The organism is Streptomyces yongxingensis (assembly GCF_055597465.1).
Genome location: NZ_CM145717.1, coordinates 1,966,512 through 1,983,946 on the forward strand (window position 1 = coordinate 1,966,512; position 17,435 = coordinate 1,983,946).

Consider the following 17,435-nt stretch of genomic DNA (forward strand, 5'->3'; position numbering starts at 1 on the left):
TCAGCCCTCCAGACGCACGGCGGCGAGGTCGTAGGAGTTGAGCTGGAGCAGGCCCACGTCGCGCACCCGGGTGCGGCGGGCCAGCACCACATCGGGGACGAAGGCCCACAGGCAGGGGCGGGTGTCCCAGATCTGCTTCTGGACGGCGGCGAGCCTCTCGTTCCGCGTCTTCTCGTCGGTTTCGGCGGAGGCGTCGGCCAGCCGGGTGGCGATCCGGGGGAAGACATAGCCCTGGTAGGTGTCCCGGGTCCGCTCCTTCTCCGGAGTGCCGCCGTACATGCCCTGGAGGCTGGTGGAGGCGTGGCCGGTGGGGACGGAGAAGCCGTTTCCGAGGACGTCCCAGTCGCCGCGGTGGCCCTGCCGCCACTGCTGGATGTCGCCGCCCGGTTCGAACTGCTGGAGGCTGGCGCGGACGCCGACCCCGCGCAGCATCTCCAGCACGGCCTCCATCACCGAGGTGTCCGCGGGGAACTCGCCCGACTCCCAGATGATCTTCACCTTGAGATCGCTCGCGCCCAGCGCGGCGAGGCGCTTGCGGGCCTCGCCGGGGTCGTGGACGTAACGCCCGGTGCGTACGGCCCCCTTGAGGGCGAGCGGGACGACGCCCTCGGCCTGCTGGGCCGAGTCGGTGAGCACATCGCGCACCAGCGCCTCGCCGTCGATGGCGTAGCTGAGCGCCTCGCGCACCCGGGGGTCGGCCAGCGGATGTCCGCGTGGTTTGCGGAAGTTGAAGAACAGCTGGTTGACGCGGGTGCCCGAGGTGCGGTCCAGGCGCACCCCCGGCAGGCCCTTGAGCTGCTCGGCGGAGTCGGGCGTGATGGTGTCGATGACGTCCAGCTCACCGCTGCGCACGGCGACGACACGGCTGGACTCCTCGGGCACGAAGCGCACCCGGACCCGTTCCACGGTGGGGCGGCGGCCCCAGTACCGGGGGTTGACGGCGAGGGTGTACTCGCCGGTGCCGGAGTTGGCCGAGGTGACCACGTACGGGCCGGAGCCCGCCCCGCCGGACAGCTCCTCGGGCCGGTTCCTGGCGGCCGGGCTGATCAGGATGTTGGCCATCAGCTGGTCGAGGATGGGGACCGGGCGCTTGGTGTGCAGGCGGAAGGTGCGCTCGTCGACCGGCTCGACGGTGGGCATCTCGGGGAAGAGGCCCACGATGAACGAGCCGTTGACGCCCGCGTACATCTTCAGTGCGGTCGAGACGTCCTTGACGGTGACCGGAGTTCCGTCGGAGTAGCGGACCCCCTCGCGCAGCCGCACCGTCCAGGCGGTGGGCTCGGTCATCTCGAAGCGTTCGGCGAGCACGAGTTCGGGACGGAGCCCCTTGCCGATCCGGGTCAGCGCCTGGCGCACCGCGCGCTGCACCGTGACCGCCGCGTCGAACTGGTTGAGCTTGTTGTCCAGGCTGACCAGCGAGCGGTTCAGCCCGAGGCTGATGGCGCCGGGGCCGGGGGCTCCGGTGGGGCCCGCGCACCCGGCGAGCGGGGCGAGGGCGATACCTGCTGAGGCGCCTGCTCCGAGGCGCAGCACGGACCGGCGGCTGAGGGCCGGAGCGTAGGGGATACGGGTCATCGTTGACCTCTCGGCGTTCCTGAGGCGAGCGACGTTCTGGGCGAGCAACCGGCTCGCTCGACCCGTGCGGCGCCCGGATGACGTCCGTGCGGGTCAAAGTGTCGCGGCGGTCACCGTGACATGGCTGCGCGCTTTACGCAATACCTCTCGCGCACTTCGCGCAACGTATGTCATCATCGGGCCACGGAGACGATGTCCACGGCGTTGGGCCGCTCCGCCTGTCATGGACATTCGAGGAGGTACCGGTGGACATGGCGCCCAGCCGGAGACTGCTGGCCATCGCGGATGACCTGTCGGGCGCCGCGGAGGTGGCGGCCGCGGTGTGCTCGCGCACAACACGCAGTCGGGTGCTGCTCTTCGGGAGGCCGGGCGCTGCCGGCACGCGGGCGGCCCTTCGCCCCCGCCATGCCGGCGAGGCGACCGTCCTGGACCTGGACTCCCGGTACCGCCCGGCCGCGGAGGCGGCGGAGGCGGTCCGCGAGGCGCTGCGGATGTCCTCGCCGGACGGGAACACCCCGGACACCGTGGACACCCCGGGCACCCCGGGCACCCCGGGCACCCCGGACACCGTGGAGGCGCTGGACACCTTCGTCCTGAAGAAGATCGACTCGCTGCTGCGGGGCAATGTCGCCGCCGAGATCGCCGCCCTGGCGGAGGGCGCTGCGGGCGTGGTGCTCGCCCCCGCGCTGCCGATCGCCGGGCGCGTGGTGCGCTCGGGGGTGGTCCACATCGGCGGAGTGCCGCTCCACGAGGGCGACGCATGGCGCGCCGAGGCCGTGCCCCCGCCCGCTTCGGTGGCCCAGGCGCTCGGCGGCCTGCCCACCACCCTGATCCCGCTCACGACCGTACGGTCCTCCCGCCCCACCCTGCGCACCGCCCTGCGCGCGGCCGCGACGGCGGGAGAGGTGGCCATCTGCGACGCGGAGACGGACGCGGATCTCGACGTGATCGTCGAGGCATCGCTCGCGGACGGCCCCGGAATGCGACTGGTCGGCTCGGGCGGCCTGGCCCTGGCGGTGGGCCGCCACCTGGCGACGGACTTTCCGGTCCCCGGGGCGCGGGCCGCTCCGGCCGCCACGGGTCCGGCCGCGCCGGGTGCCACGGGTCCGGCCGCGAAGGACACTGGGAGCCCGAGCGCCGCGGGCCTGGCCGCCCCTGACGCCACAGGCTCGGCCGCCACCGCCGTCGGGGGCCCGGCTGTCTCGGACACCTCGGGCCTGGACGCCGCCGACACCACCAGGGCTCGGGCCCTCACCACACCAGCGGCAGCCGCGTCGACGGCCGGAGCACCCTCGGCGCACACCGGGCGGCCCGTGCTGGTCGTCGTGGGTACCGCCGAGCCGGCCGCCGTTGAACAGGTCCGGCGGCTGGTCGAAGACGGGGCCGGCCACCAGCGGCTTCCGCTCGCGGGGCTGTTGGCGGACGGGCCCCCGGTGCGGCTGCCCGCGCTGACCGCCGACGTCACCGTCGTCTCCCTCGGCGCCTCTCCCGGTTCTCCCGGCCCGGTACCCGCGCACGAGGCGGTGCCCCTCCCCTCCCCCCGACCGGCGCCACCCTCCGGCGGCGAGGCCGAGCCCGTGTCCGGGCGGCGGCTGGTGCTCGGGCTCGCCCGGGCCGTCGGCGCGGCCGTCGCCTCGCACCGTGGCGCCGTCGACCTCGTGCTGACCGGCGGGGAGACGGCGCGCCGGGTGCTGGACGCCCTCGCGGTGACCGAGCTCGACCCGGTCGGCCAGGTGCACCACGGCGCCGTCCACCTCCGCGCCCCCGACGGGCGATCCGTCGTGACCCGACCGGGCAGCTTCGGCGATCCCGACTCCCTGCGCCAGATCGTCCAGGCGCTGCGCCCCCACTCGACCGAACGGAAGGTCACCTCATGAACTCCTCCCCCCGCCTCGCCGCCACCGGGGCCGCTGGTGCGGACACCGATCCCGCCCCGCTTCCGCTGATCGCGGTCACCATGGGCGACGGCGCCGGCATCGGACCCGAGGTGGTCGTCCCCGCGCTGCTGGACCCGGACACCCTGCGGCGCTGCCGTCCGGTGGTCATCGGGGACGCGGAGCGGCTGCGGCAGGCCGCCCGGCTGCGCGACCTCGCGTGCGAGGTCGTCACGGTGGCCGCGCCCGGCGAGGCGGTGTTCACCCCGGGCCGGATCAACGTCGTCGACCTCGGGCTGCTCCCCGCCGATCTGCCCTGGGGCGAGCTCTCCCCGGTGGCCGGGGACGCGGCGTACCAGTACGTACGGGCCGCCGCCGAACTCGCCATGAACGGTGAGGTGCAAGGCATCTGCACCGCGCCGCTCAACAAGAAGGCGCTGCACGCGGGCGGCCATGTCTTCCCCGGCCACACCGAGCTGCTGGCCCATCTCACCGGGGTCGAGGAGGTGTCGATGATGCTGGCCACCCCCACGGTGAAGGTCATCCACGTCACCACCCACATCGGCCTCGTCGACGCCGTGCGGAAGATCGAGCCCGGCCTGGTCGAGCGCACCGTGCGCCGCGGCCATGAGGCGATGGTCCGCGCCGGCACCCCCGAGCCGGTGATCGGGGTGTGCGGGATCAATCCGCACGCCGGTGAGAACGGCCTGTTCGGCTACGGCGAGGAGGAGGAGAAGATCGTCCCCGCGCTGGAGGTGCTGCGCGCCGACGGCATAGACGCCCGCGGTCCGCTCCCCGCCGACACCGCCTTCTTCCTGGCCGGGCGCGGGGACTACGACCTGATCGTGGCGATGTACCACGACCAGGGGCACGGCCCCGTCAAGGTGCTGGGCCTGGAGGCCGGGGTCAACCTGACCGTCGGCCTGCCCGTCATCCGCACCTCCGTCGACCACGGCACCGCCTTCGACATCGCCGGTACGGGCACGGCCGACGCCGGTAGCATGATCGAGGCGCTGCGGCAGGCCGCCGAGATGTCGCCGTCCCCCGCCCGCTGACGCGGCGAGCCACGTTGAGGAACGCGAGGCCGAGCCCACGGTGAAGAACGCGAAAGACATGCCGGTGAACGGAGCGCGAGCCCGGCGCGACCAGATCGTCCACCTGGCCACGACCACGGGTCTGACCAGCGTGGAGGAGCTGTCCCGCACCTTCGGGGTCACCGCCTCCACCATCCGCCGCGACCTCGCCCAGCTCACCGCGGACGGTCGGCTGGCGCGGACGTACGGCGGGGCGATGGCCCTGGTGGCCCACCCGGAGGCGTCGCTGCGGCAGCGCACGGGCGAGGCGTTCGAGGCCAAGCGGGCCATCGCGCGCTGGGCGGCGTCGACAGTGCGCGCCGGGGAGACGGTGCTGCTCGACGCCGGGTCGACCGTCGGCGCCCTCGCGCATGAACTGCGCACCGCCGAGGGGCTCACGGTCGCCACGACCGGGCTCACCGCGCTGCAGGAGCTCGCCGATGTGGAGACCGTGCGGGTGGAATGCCTCGGCGGTACGCTCCGCCCGCTGAGCCAGAGCTTCCTCGGCCCGCTCGCCGAGGCCGCCCTGGAGCGCATGACCTTCGACCGGGTCTTCCTGGGCGCCGACGGGGTGACGGCCGAACACGGCATCTGCGAGGCGGATCTGCGCCAGACCCGGCTGAAGGAGCTGATGGCCCGCCGGGCGGAGGCGGTGTACGTGCTGGCCCACTCGGCGAAGATCGGCCGCCGCCCCTTCCACACGTGGGTACGGCTGCCGCCCGGCTGGACCCTGGTGACCGACGGAGACGCGGACCCGGGGGAGATCCGGGCACTACGCGCCCAGGGGGTCGAGGTCACGGTCGTCGGGGACGAGTGAGCCACGTCGTCGAGGGCGGGTGATCCCCGCCCCGCGATGCCCGGCCGCGACGACGGCCGAGGGCGGCGCCATGCCTGGGCCGCCCACCCATCGCGCGCGAGCCGCGCACGCCATGCGCGATCCGCGCACCCGTCATACGTACGATATGGGTGAGCGATGGTCCGGATTTCCGGGATCCGGATCAGGAAAACGTCGCATGGCGACGGCGATGCCGGCGACGCCGCTTCCGCCGGGCGGAGGAATGATCGCCCGCCTTCCCCGCTTCCCCGCCCGCGTTCGGCGCCGAGACCATGCGTACACCCCAGGGGACCGGGGCACCCGCCCCGGAAGTGACGTGGCCACCAGCCAAGAGCTTTGGAGGACACCGTGGCACGGCAGACCGACCCGACCCCCATCCATCCGACGCTGCGAGAACCCGGGCCGCCGTCTCCGACCCCGTCGCCCGGTCCGGGCGGTCCCGAACCGGGTCCCGCACCGGGCCCCGTGCCCGGACCGCCTCCGGGTCCGCCGCCCGACCCGATTCCCGCCCCTCCGCCCGAGCCGCCGCCGAACCCCACGCCCGGCCCCGCACCGGACCCGTCCCCCGATCCGGTGCCCAAGCCGCCGGGCCCGGATCCGGTCCCGGACCCCTCACCGGCGCCCGGCCCCTTGACCCGGTGAGCCCCTTGAGCCGGTGAGCTCACCGGGCCAGTGAGCGCCCGGGTGGCGTAACAGCGGTGGGTGCCGCGGCGGCCGGGGTGAGATCGTCGGACGGAACCGGACCGGCAAAGGAGAAGCAGATGGCCACCACCGCTCCGGCCCGCCCCGTCCTCGAACCCGCCGCCGCGGCGTTCGCCGAGGCCACCGCCAAACCGCCGTATCCGTACCAGGTGACGCCCGCCGAGGGCCGTCGCACGCTCGACGAGGTGCAGTCGGGCGAGGTGCCCAAACCCGAGGTGGACGAGGAGTGGATCAGCGTCGGGGGCATCCCGGCGGGCGGCGTCAGGGCGCGGATCGTGCGCCCTCCGAAGGCCGTCGGCACCCTTCCGGCGATCCTCTACATCCACGGCGCGGGCTGGGTGTTCGGCAACGCCCACACCCATGACCGGCTGGTCCGGGAGCTGGCGGTCCGGGTGGGCGCCGCGGTCGTCTTCCCCGAGTACGACCTCTCCCCCGAGGCCCACTACCCGGTGGCGCTGGAGCAGAGCTACGCGGTGGGCCAGTGGATCGTGGCCCACGGCGAGGGCGCGGGGCTCGACGCCTCGCGGATCGCGGTGGCCGGGGACTCGGTAGGCGGCAACATGGCCACTGCCCTCACCCTGCTCGCCAAGGAGCGCGGCGATCTGCCGCTGGTGCGGCAGGTGCTCTTCTACCCGGTGACCGACGCCGCCTTCGACACCGGTTCCTACGAGCAGTTCGCCGAGGGCTACTCCCTCACCCGTACGGCGATGAAGTGGTTCTGGGACCAGTACACCACCGACCCGGCGCAGCGCTCCGAGATCACCGCCTCCCCGCTGCGCGCCACCCCCGACCAGCTCGCCGGGCTGCCGCCGGCCCTCGTCATCACCGGCGAGGCGGATGTGCTGCGCGACGAGGGCGAGGCGTACGCGGCCAAGCTGCGGGAGGCCGGGGTGCCGGTCACCGCTCTGCGGATGCAGGGGATCATCCATGACTTCCTGATGCTGGACGCGCTGCGCGACACCCGGGCCGCACGGGCGGCGCTCACCCTGGCCGTGGACACCCTGCGGGACTCACTGGGCACCGAACTGGGCACCGCCTAGAGCAGGCCAAAGACCCCCAAACCCCCGCCTCAGCCTCAGGCGCCGCCCTTCGCCTGCTTCGCCTGCCGCTTGAGCTCCTGCTTGTGGGCGCGGACCTTGTCCAGCGACTCGGGTCCGGTGATGTCGGCCACCGAGCGGTACGCGCCCTCCTCGCCGTACGCCCCGGCCGCCTCGCGCCAGCCCTCCGGCCGCACCCCCATCCGCTTGCCCAGCAGCGCGAGGAAGATCTGCGCCTTCTGCTTGCCGAAGCCGGGCAGCTCGTTCAGCCGCCGGAGCAGCTCCTGGCCGGAGGGGACATCGCGCCACAGGGCCCTCGGGTCGCCCCCGTAGTGCTCGGCCAGATACCAGCACAACTGCTGAACGCGCCCCGCCATCGAGCCCGGGTAGCGATGCACGGCGGGCTTCTCCGAGAGCAGCGCGGCGAACCCCTCGGGGTCGTGGGCGGCGATCTCCCGGGCGTCCAGGTCGTCCCTGCCCAGGCGCCGCGCGATGGTGTACGGACCGGAGAACGCCCACTCCATGGGCACCTGCTGATCGAGCAGCATCCCGATCATCAGGGCCAGGGGGTCGCGCTCCAGCAGGGCGTCCGCCTCGGGCTGCTGGGCGAGACGAAGCGTTGCGTTCATCCCGTGTGCATACCCCGCCACGACCGGAACGAAGCACCTGAAACCCGCATACCACCCAAAGGCGCGCACACCATCACCAATTCGGTCGAATTGCGAGGTGTGAGGGCCCATGCGAATCTGGTGGCGACCGCCGTGACATCGGACCACGGAGGCGAGTGACCATGTCAGCAACCGCGACTCGCCAACGACGCCATGACGACACTCCCGACACCGGCGGTGCCTTCCTGCGTCTGTCCCGGCTCCCGTCCGGGCCCGAACGCGACGCGCTGCGCGAGGCGATCATCTGCGCCTGGCTGCCCGTCGCCAAACGTCTGGCGCTGCGCTTCCGCAACAAGGGCGAGAACATGGAGGACCTCACCCAGGTCGCCTCACTGGCCCTGGTGAAGGCCGTCGACCGCTACAACCCCGACCTCGGCCACGCCTTCCCCTCCTATGCGATCCCCGTCATCACGGGTGAGCTCAAGCGCCACTTCCGCGACTACCTGTGGACCCTGCACATCCCCCGCAACATCCAGGAGGTCCGCTCCCGCACCCGCTCCGCGCGCGACGCGCTGGAGCAGGAGCTCGGCGGGCGCACCCCCACTGTCCACGAGATCTGCCTGCGCACCGGTATGCCCCAGGAGGACGTGAAGGCCGGTCTGGAGGCCAGCGCCTCCTGCACCCCGCTCTCCCTCAATGCCACGGTCCAGGGCGCCGAGGAGCGGCTGCTCGCCGAGACGGTGGGCGCGGACGACGCCGCGATCGAACGCGTCGTCAACCGCGAGGCGCTGCGGGTGCTGATCGCCGAGCTGTCGGAGCAGGACCGTTACGTCCTCTATCTGAGGTTCTTCGCGGGGCTTTCGCAGAGCCAGATCGGTGAGATCCTGGGCTTCTCCCAAATGCACATATCCCGCAGGCTCTCCCGGCTCTACAGCGAGCTGCGGCAAGGGCTCATGACCTACGCCTAGCGACAGCACCAGCCCGCCACCCAGCGGCAGCCCGTCCGCCCGGCGGCGGCACCAGCCCGCGCAACCCCCGGCAGGAGGTGGCCGATGCGCTCCGAGACCGCCCGTATCGCCGCGGACGACGCCATGCTCGTGGGCGACCTGGCCCTTCCCGAGCAGCCCATCGGCGTCGTCGCGTTCGCCCACGGCAGCGGCAGCTCCCGGCACAGCCCGCGCAACCGCGCGGTGGCCCGGGTGCTGCAGGACGCGGACCTGGCCACCCTGCTGTTCGATCTGCTCACCGAGGCCGAGGAGCGGGTGGACGCGATCACCGCCGAACTGCGCTTCGACATCCCGCTGCTGGGCCGCCGGCTGGTGGCCGCGGTGAACTGGCTCGACGGGCACCCGGCCACCTCCGGGCTGCCGGTGGGGCTGTTCGGCGCCAGTACGGGCGCGGCGGCCGCGCTGACGGCCGCCGCGGAGCGGCCGGAGCGGGTGGCGGCCGTGGTCTCCCGGGGCGGGCGGCCCGATCTGGCGGGCGGCGCGCTGAACCGGGTGCGGGCGCCGGTGCTGCTCATTGTGGGCGGCGACGACCACGAGGTGCTGCGGCTCAACCAGCAGGCGGCCGCCATGCTCGCCGCCCCGCAGGAGATCCATGTGGTGCCCGGGGCGAGCCATCTGTTCGAGGAGCCGGGCACCCTGGAGCAGGCCGCCGAGGCGGCGCGCGACTGGTTCGTACGGATGGCCAGGCGCCCGGCCCGTGGCGGCAAGCGCTGACGGACGGCGGCTAAGCGGCTGAGCGGCTAGGGGGACGCCTGCGGCGCGCTGTTCCCCGCCCCGCCCCGCCCCTTCCCGAAACCGCGGCTCTGCCCCTGGCCCCGAAGCTGGGGCTGTGCCCCTTCCCGTTACCAGGGGCTTCGCCCCCGGACCCCCCGGAGGTCTGGGGCGGAGCCCCAGTTGAGGGAAGGGGCGGGGAGGGGAGCAGCCCACCGGCAGGCGTCAAGCGCGGCTACGCGCCCGGGGCGGGCCCCAGCACCTGGCGCAGGTCGTAGGAGACCGGCTCCTCCAACTGGTCGTAGGTGCACTGTGGAGGCTCCCGGTCCGGCCGCCAGCGCCGGAAGCGCGCGGTGTGCCGGAAGCGGCGGCTCTGCATGTGGTCGTAGGCCACCTCGCAGACCCGCTCCGGGCGCAGCGGCACCCATGACAGGTCCTTGACCCCGGTCCAGCGGCTGGGCGCGCCGGGCATCCGGCCCTGGGCATGGGCCTCCTCGCGCGCCCAGTCGGCCCACGGGTGGCCCTCGATGGTCTCCATGCGCAGCGGCTCCAGCTCGGCCATCAGCTCCTGGCGGCGGCGTGCGGAGAAGGCGGCGCTGACGCCCACGTGCTGGAGGCGGCCGGTGTCGTCGTACAGGCCGAGCAGCAGGGAGCCGATGCCCTGGCCGGACTTGTGGACGCGGTACCCGGCCACCACGCAGTCGGCGGTGCGCTCGTGCTTGACCTTGACCATCACCCGCTCGCCGGGGCGGTAGCGGAGGTCGGGGCTCTTGGCCACCACGCCGTCGAGCCCCGCCCCCTCGTAACTCTCGAACCACTGCCGGGCCACCTCGAGATCGTCGGTGCAGGGGGCCAGGTGCACCGGGTCCTCGGCGTGGCGCAGCGCCTCGGTGAGTGCCGCGCGGCGCTCGCTCTGCGGGGTGTCCAGCAGCGAGGCGTCGCCGAGGGCGAGGAGGTCGAAGGCGACAAAGCTGGCCGGGGTGTTCTCGGCCAGCATCCGCACCCGGGAGTCGGCGGGGTGGATCCGCTCCAGGAGGGCGTCGAAGTCCAGCCGCCCCTCCCGCACGATGACGATCTCACCGTCCAGGACGCAGCGCGGCGGGAGGTTGGCGAGCAGGGCCTCGGCCAGCTCGGGGAAGTAGCGGGTGAGCGGCTTGGTGGTGCGGCTGCCGATCTCGATCTCGTCCCCGTCGCGGAACACGATGGCCCGGAAGCCGTCCCATTTGCCCTCGTAGACCATCCCGGGCGGGATGGTGGCCACGGCCTTGGCCAGCATCGGCTCGACGGGGGGCATCACCGGAAGGTCCATGATGTCCGATTGTGCTCCTGTGGCAGGCCGGGCGCCCGCCGGGAGGCGGCCCCGGGCGGGCGGGCCTAGCGTGTCCGTATGGGAGAGTCGGTGGAGCTCACGGTCGGCGGTCGCACGGTGCGGGTGACCAACCCCGGGAAGGTGTACTTCCCGGAGCGCGGGTTCACCAAGCTGGACCTCGCCCGCTACTACCTGGCGGTCGGCGAGGGCGCGCTGCGGGCCCTGCGGGACCGGCCGACGACGCTGGAGCGCTATCCGGACGGGGTGGACGGGGAGTCGTTCTTCCAGAAGCGGGCCCCGAAGAACCTCCCGGAGTGGATTCCGACCGGCCGGATCTCCTTCCCCAGCGGGCGGCACGCGGACGAGATCTGCCCCACCGAGACGGCCGCCGTGGTGTGGGCGGCGAATCTGGGGAGCCTGACCTTCCATCCGTGGCCGGTGCGGCGCGGGGACACCGAACACCCCGATGAGCTGCGGATCGACCTCGACCCGCAGCCGGGCACCGACTACGAGGACGCGGTGCGGGCCGCGGGAGAGCTGCGCGAGGTGCTGGACGAGCTGGGGCTGCGCGGGTGGCCCAAGACCTCGGGCGGCCGGGGGCTGCACGTCTTCGTCCCGATCGCGCCGGAATGGACCTTCACCCAGGTGCGGCGGTCCGCGATCGCGATCGCGCGGGAGCTGGAGCGGCGGGCTCCGGAGCGGGTGACCACCAAGTGGTGGAAGGAGGAGCGCGGCGAGAAGATCTTCGTGGACTACAACCAGACCGCCCGGGACCGCACCATCGCCAGCGCCTATTCGGTGCGCCCCCACCCCCATGCCCCGGTTTCCGCGCCGCTGCGCTGGGAGGAGGTCCCCGACGCCCGGCCGCGCGACTTCGACCTGGCCACCATGCCGGTGCGCTACCGCGAGCTGGGCGATGTGCACGCGGACATGGACGAGCACACCTTCCGCCTGGAGGCCGCGCTGGAGCTGGCCGCGCGGGACGAGCGGGAGCACGGCCTGGGCGACCTCCCCTATCCGCCGGAGCATCCGAAGATGAAGGGCGAGCCGAAGCGGGTGCAGCCGAGCCGCGCCAGGAAGTGATGGCCGGATCGGCGCGTCTGCGAGAATCGCGCCATGTCCGTCTTCGTCCACCCCGGCCGCCATCGGGTGGCGGTGCTGGTCCGCCACGGGCTGCTGCCGTTCGAGCTCGGCATCGCGCACCGGCTGTTCGGCCGGGCCGTATCGGCCGCGGGCGAGCCGCTGTACGAGGTGGTGACCTGCGCACTCGTTCCCGGTGAGGTGCGTACGGACTCCGACGTCACGATGAACGTCGCGCACGGCCCGGAGGCGCTGGCCGAGGCCGACACCGTGCTCGTCCCGGCCGCCAACGAACCGGACGCGCCACAGACCGAGGGCCGGCTGGACGCCCCGCTCACCGGCGCCTTCGCCCGGATCCGCCCCGGCGCCCGGATCGCCTCGATCTGCACGGGGGCGTTCGTCCTGGCGGCCGCGGGGCTGCTGGACGGCCGCCGGGCGACCACCCACTGGCAGGAGGCCGACCGGTTCCGGGAGCTGTTCCCGGCCGTCGCGCTCGACCCGGACGTCCTCTACGCGGACGAGGGCGAGGTGCTGACCTCGGCCGGGGACGCCGCCGGTATCGATCTGATCCTGCACATCATCCGGCGCGACCACGGCGCGGCGGTGGCGGGCGAGGTGGCCCGCGCCTCGGTGGTGGCCCCGCATCGCGACGGCGGCCAGGCGCAGTTCATCCGGCGGCCGGTGCCGGAGCGGCGCGGCGGCTCCACGGGCGCGGCCCGCGCCTGGGCGCTGACCCGGCTCGACCGCCCGCTGACCCTGCGGGAGCTGGCCGAGCGGGAGTCGATGAGCGTACGGACCTTCTCCCGGCGGTTCCGGGATGAAGTGGGGATGACCCCGGTGCAGTGGCTGACCCAGCGGCGCCTCGAGCGCGCCCGGCAGCTGCTGGAGGAGAGCGATCTGCCGGTGGACCGGATCGCGGCGGACGCGGGCTTCGGCACCGCCGCCTCGCTGAGGCAGCATCTGCACACCGCCCTCGGGGTGTCACCGAGCGCCTACCGCGCCACGTTCCGGGGCAGCGCGGCTCGCCCCTAGGGTGCCCGGCGGATCAGTCCCCTCCCCGCCCCTTCCCTGCAGCATCGATATGCGGCTCCGCCGCGTGGCAGGGGCTTCGCCCCTGGCCCCCGGACGCCCTTCGGGCGTGCCCCCTGACGGGCTGAAATCAGCCCCTCCGGCGCTTGAGGAGCGGGGTCTGGGGCGGAGCCCCAGTTGAGGGAAGGGGCGGGGAGGGGAGCAGCCCGCCGCAGGCGTCACGGTCCGACGGCCGCCCCCCAACGCCGGGCCGTGAACTGGCCGGTGCCCAGGGTGTGGAACCAGGTCTGGATCCGGTGCTCGTTGTGGGTCGTGGCGAGCGAGAGGAGCAGCAGCAGCCGGGCCTTCTGCGGAGTCAGGTCCTGGGCGCCGATGACGCCGCGCACATCGGGGTCGTAGACCGCGCCGGAGCCGGTGCGGGAGGCGGAGACCATGACCACCCCGTTCTTGACGGCGTCGTCCCGGGCCTCGGTCATGGCCGGGGAGAGTCCGCCCGCCCCGGCGCCCGCCGTGACGATCCCGGCCGCCCCCGCGTCGGCGAACGCCTTGATGGCCTGGGGTCCGGCGCCCTGGTAGCTGTAGGCGATGTCGACCTTCGGCAGTGGCCTGCGGGCGATCCGGTCGAGGTCGAACGGCGTCTTCCAGGCGGGCTTGCCGCACTGCTCGACCCGCGCGGGCGCGCGGTTGAGGCGGATGTGGTTCTGGTCGATGACGCCGAGCTCTCCGCTGCTGCCGCTGCTGAAGGCGTTCAGCCGCAGGGTGTCGGACTTGCGCACCTCGCGGGCGGCGTGGATCTGGTCGTTGAGCATCACCACGGTGCCGAAGCAGGTGGTCCGGCCGCTGGCGGCGAGGTGGATCGCGTTGTAGAGGTTGGCCGGGGCATCGGAGCCGATCACCGTCCAGGGCCGCATGGCGCCGGTCAGCACCACGGGCTTGTCGCTGCGGACGGTCAGGTCCAGCCAGTACGCGAACTCCTCCATGGTGTCGGTGCCGGTGGTGACCACGACCCCGTCGTTGAACTTCAGGGCGTGGTCCACGGCGGCGGTGAGCCGGCGGTACTCGGGGATCGTGTAGTTGTTGGAGTCCTTGTTGCCGAACTGCTGGGTGGTCACGTCGGCGATCCGGTTCACCTCGGGCCTGAGGTCGTTCACCAGCCGGGACACCGGGAGCTTCCCCGCCTGGTAGTCGTCGAAGGACACCTTCGTCCTGCTGACGCCCGCGATGGTGCCCCCGGTGCCGATGACGGCGACCTTGGGGGTGGGCCTGGGGATCGGCTCCGCGGCACCGGCGAGGGCGGCCGTGGGGCCCAGTGCGAGGGCCACCAGAGTGATCAATACACCGGAGCGGCGGGCGAGCTGAGCCATGGGGACGTCATCTCGTCGATGGAGTGCCTGACGGGTCGGTCCTTCTTCAGCCACTCTCCACGGTAACCACGGACTTCTCCGGCAGGCGAGGGCGGCGCAGCCGGGCCAGCAGCAGGGCCACGTCGTCGTCCGGCGCCCCGTGCAGCGCGGCCAGCACCTGGTCGCAGATCCGCTCCAGCGGGCCCTGGTGGCGGCGCAGCAGCTGGACCAGGGTGTGCAGCCCCACGTCGAGGGACTGATGGCGCTTCTCCACCAGGCCGTCGGTGAACAGGGCCAGCAGCGCGCCCTCGGCCAGCTCCCGCTCCACCGAGGCGAAGGGCACGCCGCCGACGCCGAGCGGGGCGCCGGTGGGGATGTCGATGAGCTCGGCGTCGCCGCCGGGATGTACCAGCACCGGCGGCAGATGCCCGGCGGTGGACATCTCGCACCGCCCGGTGCGCGGATCGCAGACCGCGTAGAGACAGGTGGCGATGGACTCCCCCAGGCTGGGCGTGAGCTCGTCGAGATGGCACAGCACCTGGGCCGGGGGCAACCCGAGCCGGGAGAAGGCCCGGGTGGCGGTGCGCAGCTGGCCCATGATCGCCGCGGCATGGATGCCCTTGCCCATGACGTCGCCGACCACCAGCCCGACCTCGCCGTCCGGGAGGGGCAGCACATCGAACCAGTCGCCGCCCGCGGCGCTGACCGCGGGCAGGTACCGGGAGGCGATCTCCAGTCCGTCCAGGTCGCGCGGCTGCTGGGAGAGCAGGCTGCGCTGGAGGGTGAGCGCGGCGTCGCGTTCGCGGGCGTAGAGCCGGGCGTTGTCGATGCACAGGGCGGCGCGGATGGCCAGTTCGCAGGCGAGGGTGAGGTCCTCCTCGTCGAACGGCCTGGGGTTGATGGTGCGGTGCAGGCTCAGGGTGCCGAGCACACTGCCGCGGGCGATCAGCGGGGCGGCGATGTACGAGTGCACGCCCTCGCGCAGCAGCACCCTGGCGGCGTCGTCGTCCCGGGCGATCTGCCGTACGTCCTTCTCGGTCACGTGCGGCACCAGCAGCGGCCGGGCCTCGCGGACGCACTGGGTGATCAGCCGGGTGGGGTCGTAGCGGGCGATCTCCCCGACCGGGTCCGCCGCGTGGACGGCGTCGGTGGGGTACCCGGCGGCGACGGCGAGCGCCCGGAAGCGGGCGGACCCGTCGGTCCACACCCGGGGCGTGGCCTCGCGGTGCACCACGGAGTCCAGGACGTCCACGGCCGCGAGGTCGGCGAGCCGGGGCACGGTCACATCGGCGAGTTCCTGGGCGGTCTGGCGCAGGTCCAGCGTGGTGCCGATGCGGACGCTCGCGTCGGCGATCATGGCCAGCCGCTCGCGCGCCTCGGCGATCTCGCTGGTCTCCCGGTGGCGCCGGGAGATGTCCATGATGGAGACGGCGATGCCCAGGATCCGGCCGCTGGGGTCCTCGAGCCGGTAGTACGACTCCGACCAGGCGTGGTCATGGTCGGGGTCGGCGGGGGTCCGGCCGATGCTCTGCTGGTCCAGCAGCGGCTCACCGGACTCCAGCACATGCCGCATCGCGCCCTCTATGGCCTCGACGTCGAGCCCCGGCAGCACCTCCCCGAGGCGGTGGCCGCGCACCTGGGACTCGGTGATCGAGTTCATCTGCTGGAGGGCCGGGTTGGCGCGCAGCCAGCGCAGCTCGGTGTCGAACACCGCGAGACCCACGGGCGACTGTTTGATCAGGAAGCCGGAGACGGCCAGGTCGGTCTCCAGCCGCCGTACGGTCCCCTCGTCGGCGGCCAGCCCGAGGGCGTAGCCCTCGCCGTGGGCGTCGCGCAGGCCCATGGTGCGGAACTCCACCTTGAGGGTGGAGCCGTCCGGGCGGCGGACCGGGAAGACACCGGCCCAGGTGTCGCCCGCCCTCACCCGCGCGAAGAGCTCCACGGCCGCCCGGCGGTCCTTCGGGTGGACCAGCAGCTTGTCCGCGCGGCGCCCCAGCGCCTCGGCCGCCCGATAACCGAACAGTTGTTCAGCCTCGGGGCTCCAGAGGGCGATCCGCCCCTCGACGTCCAGGGCCACGGCGGCGACCCGCAGCAGGTCGAGCACGCCCCCCGGGGCGGTCGCCATGCTGCTGATACCCGCCTCGTCCTCCGGGTCCACACGGTCATGCGTCGTCATACCGGCACCTCACCGGCTCGCCGTGCCCTCCTACTGTCATACCTCGCCCGGCGGGCCGCCGCACACGGGTATGACATGGGCACGGTCTCAGATCCCGGTTCAGATGGTGAAGGGCCGCTGCCGGGCGAAAGCGGAGTTCGGCGCGCCCGCCTGGAAGAGGTTGGGCGTCTGGTCGGGCGGCATCCGCTTGACGATCTCCCGGTGCAGCCCGCGGTAGCTGCCCGCGAAGGCGCCGCCCCGCCAGACCTCCAGCAGGGTACCGGTGAACAGCCCGTTGACGATCCCGTCGGCCGAGGTCTGGTTGTCCTGGCAGCCGGAGATCTGCAGCACACTGGCGTCGATCTTGGCGAGGTCCTTGGCGGTACGGGTGTTCTGGATCCGGTCGTAGGCGTCGCGGTCGCGCCGGTAGACGGCGGCCTGTACCGACTGGGGCATGGCCCGGATCCTCCGGCCGACCTCCTGGGGGTCGGCGGTGCTGAAGCGCCGGTCGAGCTCCTGGGGGCTGAGCATCTCGGGCAGCCGCCGGGCCACGGTGCCGCTGTGGCAACTGTCGGAGAGCAGCCAGATCCGCACCCCCTTGGCGAACTTCCCGAACAGCTCGAAGAGTTCGTCATCGACCAGCTGCCGGTCGTACAGCACCCAGGTCTCGTCGAAGCGGTCGCCGGTCTCGTCGTGGTTGAGGTCGGGCACCTGGCCGCCGTGGCCCGAGTAGGTGAGGAAGAGGATGTCCCCCTCGGCCAGCCGCCCGGCCGCGGCCTCCAGGGTGGCGGTGACCGTCTCCGCGGTGGCGGCCGGGCTCAGCAGCGGGCCGGTCACATCGAAGCCCGCGGCGTCGGCGAGCCCGGCCATGTCCACGGCGTCCTGCTCACAGGCGCCCAGCCCACCGCTCCAGCCGTCGTACGCGGCGGGGTCGACCTGATTGAGTCCGATGTGGACGGAGAGGCCGATGGGCATGTGGGCTCCTTGGGTCGAGGACGTGCGGCGGCTCACCATCGCTCGTCACTAAGCGATGATGCGGGGCCGCGCCCCGCCATGCCCTGTTCACCGGCCCCATCCGGAGGAGGCGCCCCGCACGC

The 17,435-nt window shown here is 73.2% G+C and carries 14 protein-coding genes; 8 read left to right on the top strand and 6 right to left on the bottom strand.

Annotated elements, in window-relative coordinates; translation table 11 throughout:
• A complete protein-coding gene (locus ACZ6TD_RS07800) occupies positions 1–1,575 on the bottom strand; it encodes an ABC transporter substrate-binding protein (RefSeq protein ID WP_471351850.1) in 1,575 nt (524 codons plus the stop codon).
• Positions 1,576–1,826: 251 nt separating this feature from the next.
• Between ACZ6TD_RS07800 and ACZ6TD_RS07805 the strand changes: the two genes are divergently transcribed.
• The 4 genes from ACZ6TD_RS07805 (at position 1,827) to ACZ6TD_RS07820 (ending at position 7,099) form a co-directional block, all read left to right on the top strand.
• Positions 1,827–3,452, top strand: coding sequence for a four-carbon acid sugar kinase family protein (locus ACZ6TD_RS07805; protein WP_471357544.1), 1,626 nt, complete (start codon positions 1,827–1,829; stop codon positions 3,450–3,452).
• The gene (gene pdxA, locus ACZ6TD_RS07810; protein ID WP_471351851.1) at positions 3,449–4,504 is read left to right on the top strand and encodes a 4-hydroxythreonine-4-phosphate dehydrogenase PdxA; all 1,056 of its coding nucleotides are present in this window, start codon (positions 3,449–3,451) and stop codon (positions 4,502–4,504) included. Before ACZ6TD_RS07805 ends, pdxA begins: the two co-directional genes overlap by 4 nt.
• 58 nt (positions 4,505–4,562) lie before the next feature.
• Positions 4,563–5,339, top strand: a complete 777-nt coding sequence (locus ACZ6TD_RS07815) for a DeoR/GlpR family DNA-binding transcription regulator (protein WP_471351852.1) — start codon at positions 4,563–4,565, stop codon at positions 5,337–5,339.
• Positions 5,340–6,118: 779 nt separating this feature from the next.
• Positions 6,119–7,099 carry an alpha/beta hydrolase gene (locus tag ACZ6TD_RS07820; protein ID WP_471351853.1) on the top strand — a complete coding sequence of 327 codons (981 nt, stop codon included), beginning with the start codon at positions 6,119–6,121 and terminating at the stop codon, positions 7,097–7,099.
• 35 nt (positions 7,100–7,134) lie between these two features.
• Here ACZ6TD_RS07820 and ACZ6TD_RS07825 read toward each other — a convergent pair whose 3' ends face one another.
• Positions 7,135–7,725 (bottom strand): HhH-GPD-type base excision DNA repair protein, encoded by a 591-nt coding sequence (locus tag ACZ6TD_RS07825; RefSeq protein ID WP_471351855.1) that lies wholly within the window; start codon positions 7,723–7,725, stop codon positions 7,135–7,137.
• A 161-nt stretch (positions 7,726–7,886) separates the two neighbouring features.
• Between ACZ6TD_RS07825 and ACZ6TD_RS07830 the strand changes: the two genes are divergently transcribed.
• Together ACZ6TD_RS07830 and ACZ6TD_RS07835 are read left to right on the top strand one after the other, a co-directional pair.
• Entirely contained in the window at positions 7,887–8,672 is a 786-nt protein-coding gene (locus tag ACZ6TD_RS07830) for a SigB/SigF/SigG family RNA polymerase sigma factor (RefSeq protein WP_471351856.1), read from the top strand.
• A gap of 84 nt (positions 8,673–8,756) precedes the next feature.
• Complete coding sequence (locus ACZ6TD_RS07835) at positions 8,757–9,425, top strand: dienelactone hydrolase family protein (protein ID WP_471351857.1); 669 nt, start codon at positions 8,757–8,759, stop codon at positions 9,423–9,425.
• 232 nt (positions 9,426–9,657) lie between these two features.
• On the opposite strand, the gene ACZ6TD_RS07840 is transcribed toward ACZ6TD_RS07835, so the two are convergent.
• Positions 9,658–10,731, bottom strand: coding sequence for an ATP-dependent DNA ligase (locus ACZ6TD_RS07840; RefSeq protein WP_471351858.1), 1,074 nt, complete (start codon positions 10,729–10,731; stop codon positions 9,658–9,660).
• Positions 10,732–10,809: 78 nt separating this feature from the next.
• Between ACZ6TD_RS07840 and ligD the strand changes: the two genes are divergently transcribed.
• Complete coding sequence (gene ligD / locus ACZ6TD_RS07845; RefSeq protein ID WP_471351860.1) at positions 10,810–11,814, top strand: non-homologous end-joining DNA ligase; 1,005 nt, start codon at positions 10,810–10,812, stop codon at positions 11,812–11,814.
• A 33-nt stretch (positions 11,815–11,847) separates the two neighbouring features.
• Positions 11,848–12,843, top strand: a complete 996-nt coding sequence (locus tag ACZ6TD_RS07850) for a GlxA family transcriptional regulator (RefSeq protein ID WP_471351861.1) — start codon at positions 11,848–11,850, stop codon at positions 12,841–12,843.
• Positions 12,844–13,058: 215 nt separating this feature from the next.
• Here ACZ6TD_RS07850 and ACZ6TD_RS07855 read toward each other — a convergent pair whose 3' ends face one another.
• The 3 genes from ACZ6TD_RS07855 to ACZ6TD_RS07865 all read right to left on the bottom strand — a co-directional run bounded on the left by ACZ6TD_RS07855 (position 13,059) and on the right by ACZ6TD_RS07865 (position 17,313).
• Positions 13,059–14,204, bottom strand: coding sequence for an asparaginase (locus ACZ6TD_RS07855; RefSeq protein ID WP_471351863.1), 1,146 nt, complete (start codon positions 14,202–14,204; stop codon positions 13,059–13,061).
• Positions 14,205–14,250: 46 nt separating this feature from the next.
• On the bottom strand, positions 14,251–16,359 hold the full coding sequence (locus ACZ6TD_RS07860; RefSeq protein WP_471351864.1) for a SpoIIE family protein phosphatase: 2,109 nt from the start codon (positions 16,357–16,359) through the stop codon (positions 14,251–14,253).
• Between the two features lie 99 nt (positions 16,360–16,458).
• On the bottom strand, positions 16,459–17,313 hold the full coding sequence (locus tag ACZ6TD_RS07865) for a caspase family protein (protein WP_471351866.1): 855 nt from the start codon (positions 17,311–17,313) through the stop codon (positions 16,459–16,461).
• Positions 17,314–17,435: the final 122 nt, after the last annotated feature.

Bases quoted from the DNA above. Each gene is read 5' to 3' on its own strand.
- ACZ6TD_RS07805 (WP_471357544.1), top strand. From the start codon at position 1,827: ATGGCGCCCAGCCGGAGACTGCTGGCCATCGCGGATGACCTGTCGGGC.
- ligD (WP_471351860.1), top strand. From the start codon at position 10,810: ATGGGAGAGTCGGTGGAGCTCACGGTCGGCGGTCGCACGGTGCGGGTG.
- ACZ6TD_RS07865 (WP_471351866.1), bottom strand. From the start codon at position 17,313: ATGCCCATCGGCCTCTCCGTCCACATCGGACTCAATCAGGTCGACCCC.
- ACZ6TD_RS07825 (WP_471351855.1), bottom strand. From the start codon at position 7,725: ATGAACGCAACGCTTCGTCTCGCCCAGCAGCCCGAGGCGGACGCCCTG.
- ACZ6TD_RS07820 (WP_471351853.1), top strand. From the start codon at position 6,119: ATGGCCACCACCGCTCCGGCCCGCCCCGTCCTCGAACCCGCCGCCGCG.
- pdxA (WP_471351851.1), top strand. From the start codon at position 3,449: ATGAACTCCTCCCCCCGCCTCGCCGCCACCGGGGCCGCTGGTGCGGAC.
- ACZ6TD_RS07835 (WP_471351857.1), top strand. From the start codon at position 8,757: ATGCGCTCCGAGACCGCCCGTATCGCCGCGGACGACGCCATGCTCGTG.
- ACZ6TD_RS07800 (WP_471351850.1), bottom strand. From the start codon at position 1,575: ATGACCCGTATCCCCTACGCTCCGGCCCTCAGCCGCCGGTCCGTGCTG.
- ACZ6TD_RS07850 (WP_471351861.1), top strand. From the start codon at position 11,848: ATGTCCGTCTTCGTCCACCCCGGCCGCCATCGGGTGGCGGTGCTGGTC.
- ACZ6TD_RS07855 (WP_471351863.1), bottom strand. From the start codon at position 14,204: ATGGCTCAGCTCGCCCGCCGCTCCGGTGTATTGATCACTCTGGTGGCC.
- ACZ6TD_RS07815 (WP_471351852.1), top strand. From the start codon at position 4,563: ATGCCGGTGAACGGAGCGCGAGCCCGGCGCGACCAGATCGTCCACCTG.
- ACZ6TD_RS07830 (WP_471351856.1), top strand. From the start codon at position 7,887: ATGTCAGCAACCGCGACTCGCCAACGACGCCATGACGACACTCCCGAC.
- ACZ6TD_RS07840 (WP_471351858.1), bottom strand. From the start codon at position 10,731: ATGGACCTTCCGGTGATGCCCCCCGTCGAGCCGATGCTGGCCAAGGCC.
- ACZ6TD_RS07860 (WP_471351864.1), bottom strand. From the start codon at position 16,359: ATGACGACGCATGACCGTGTGGACCCGGAGGACGAGGCGGGTATCAGC.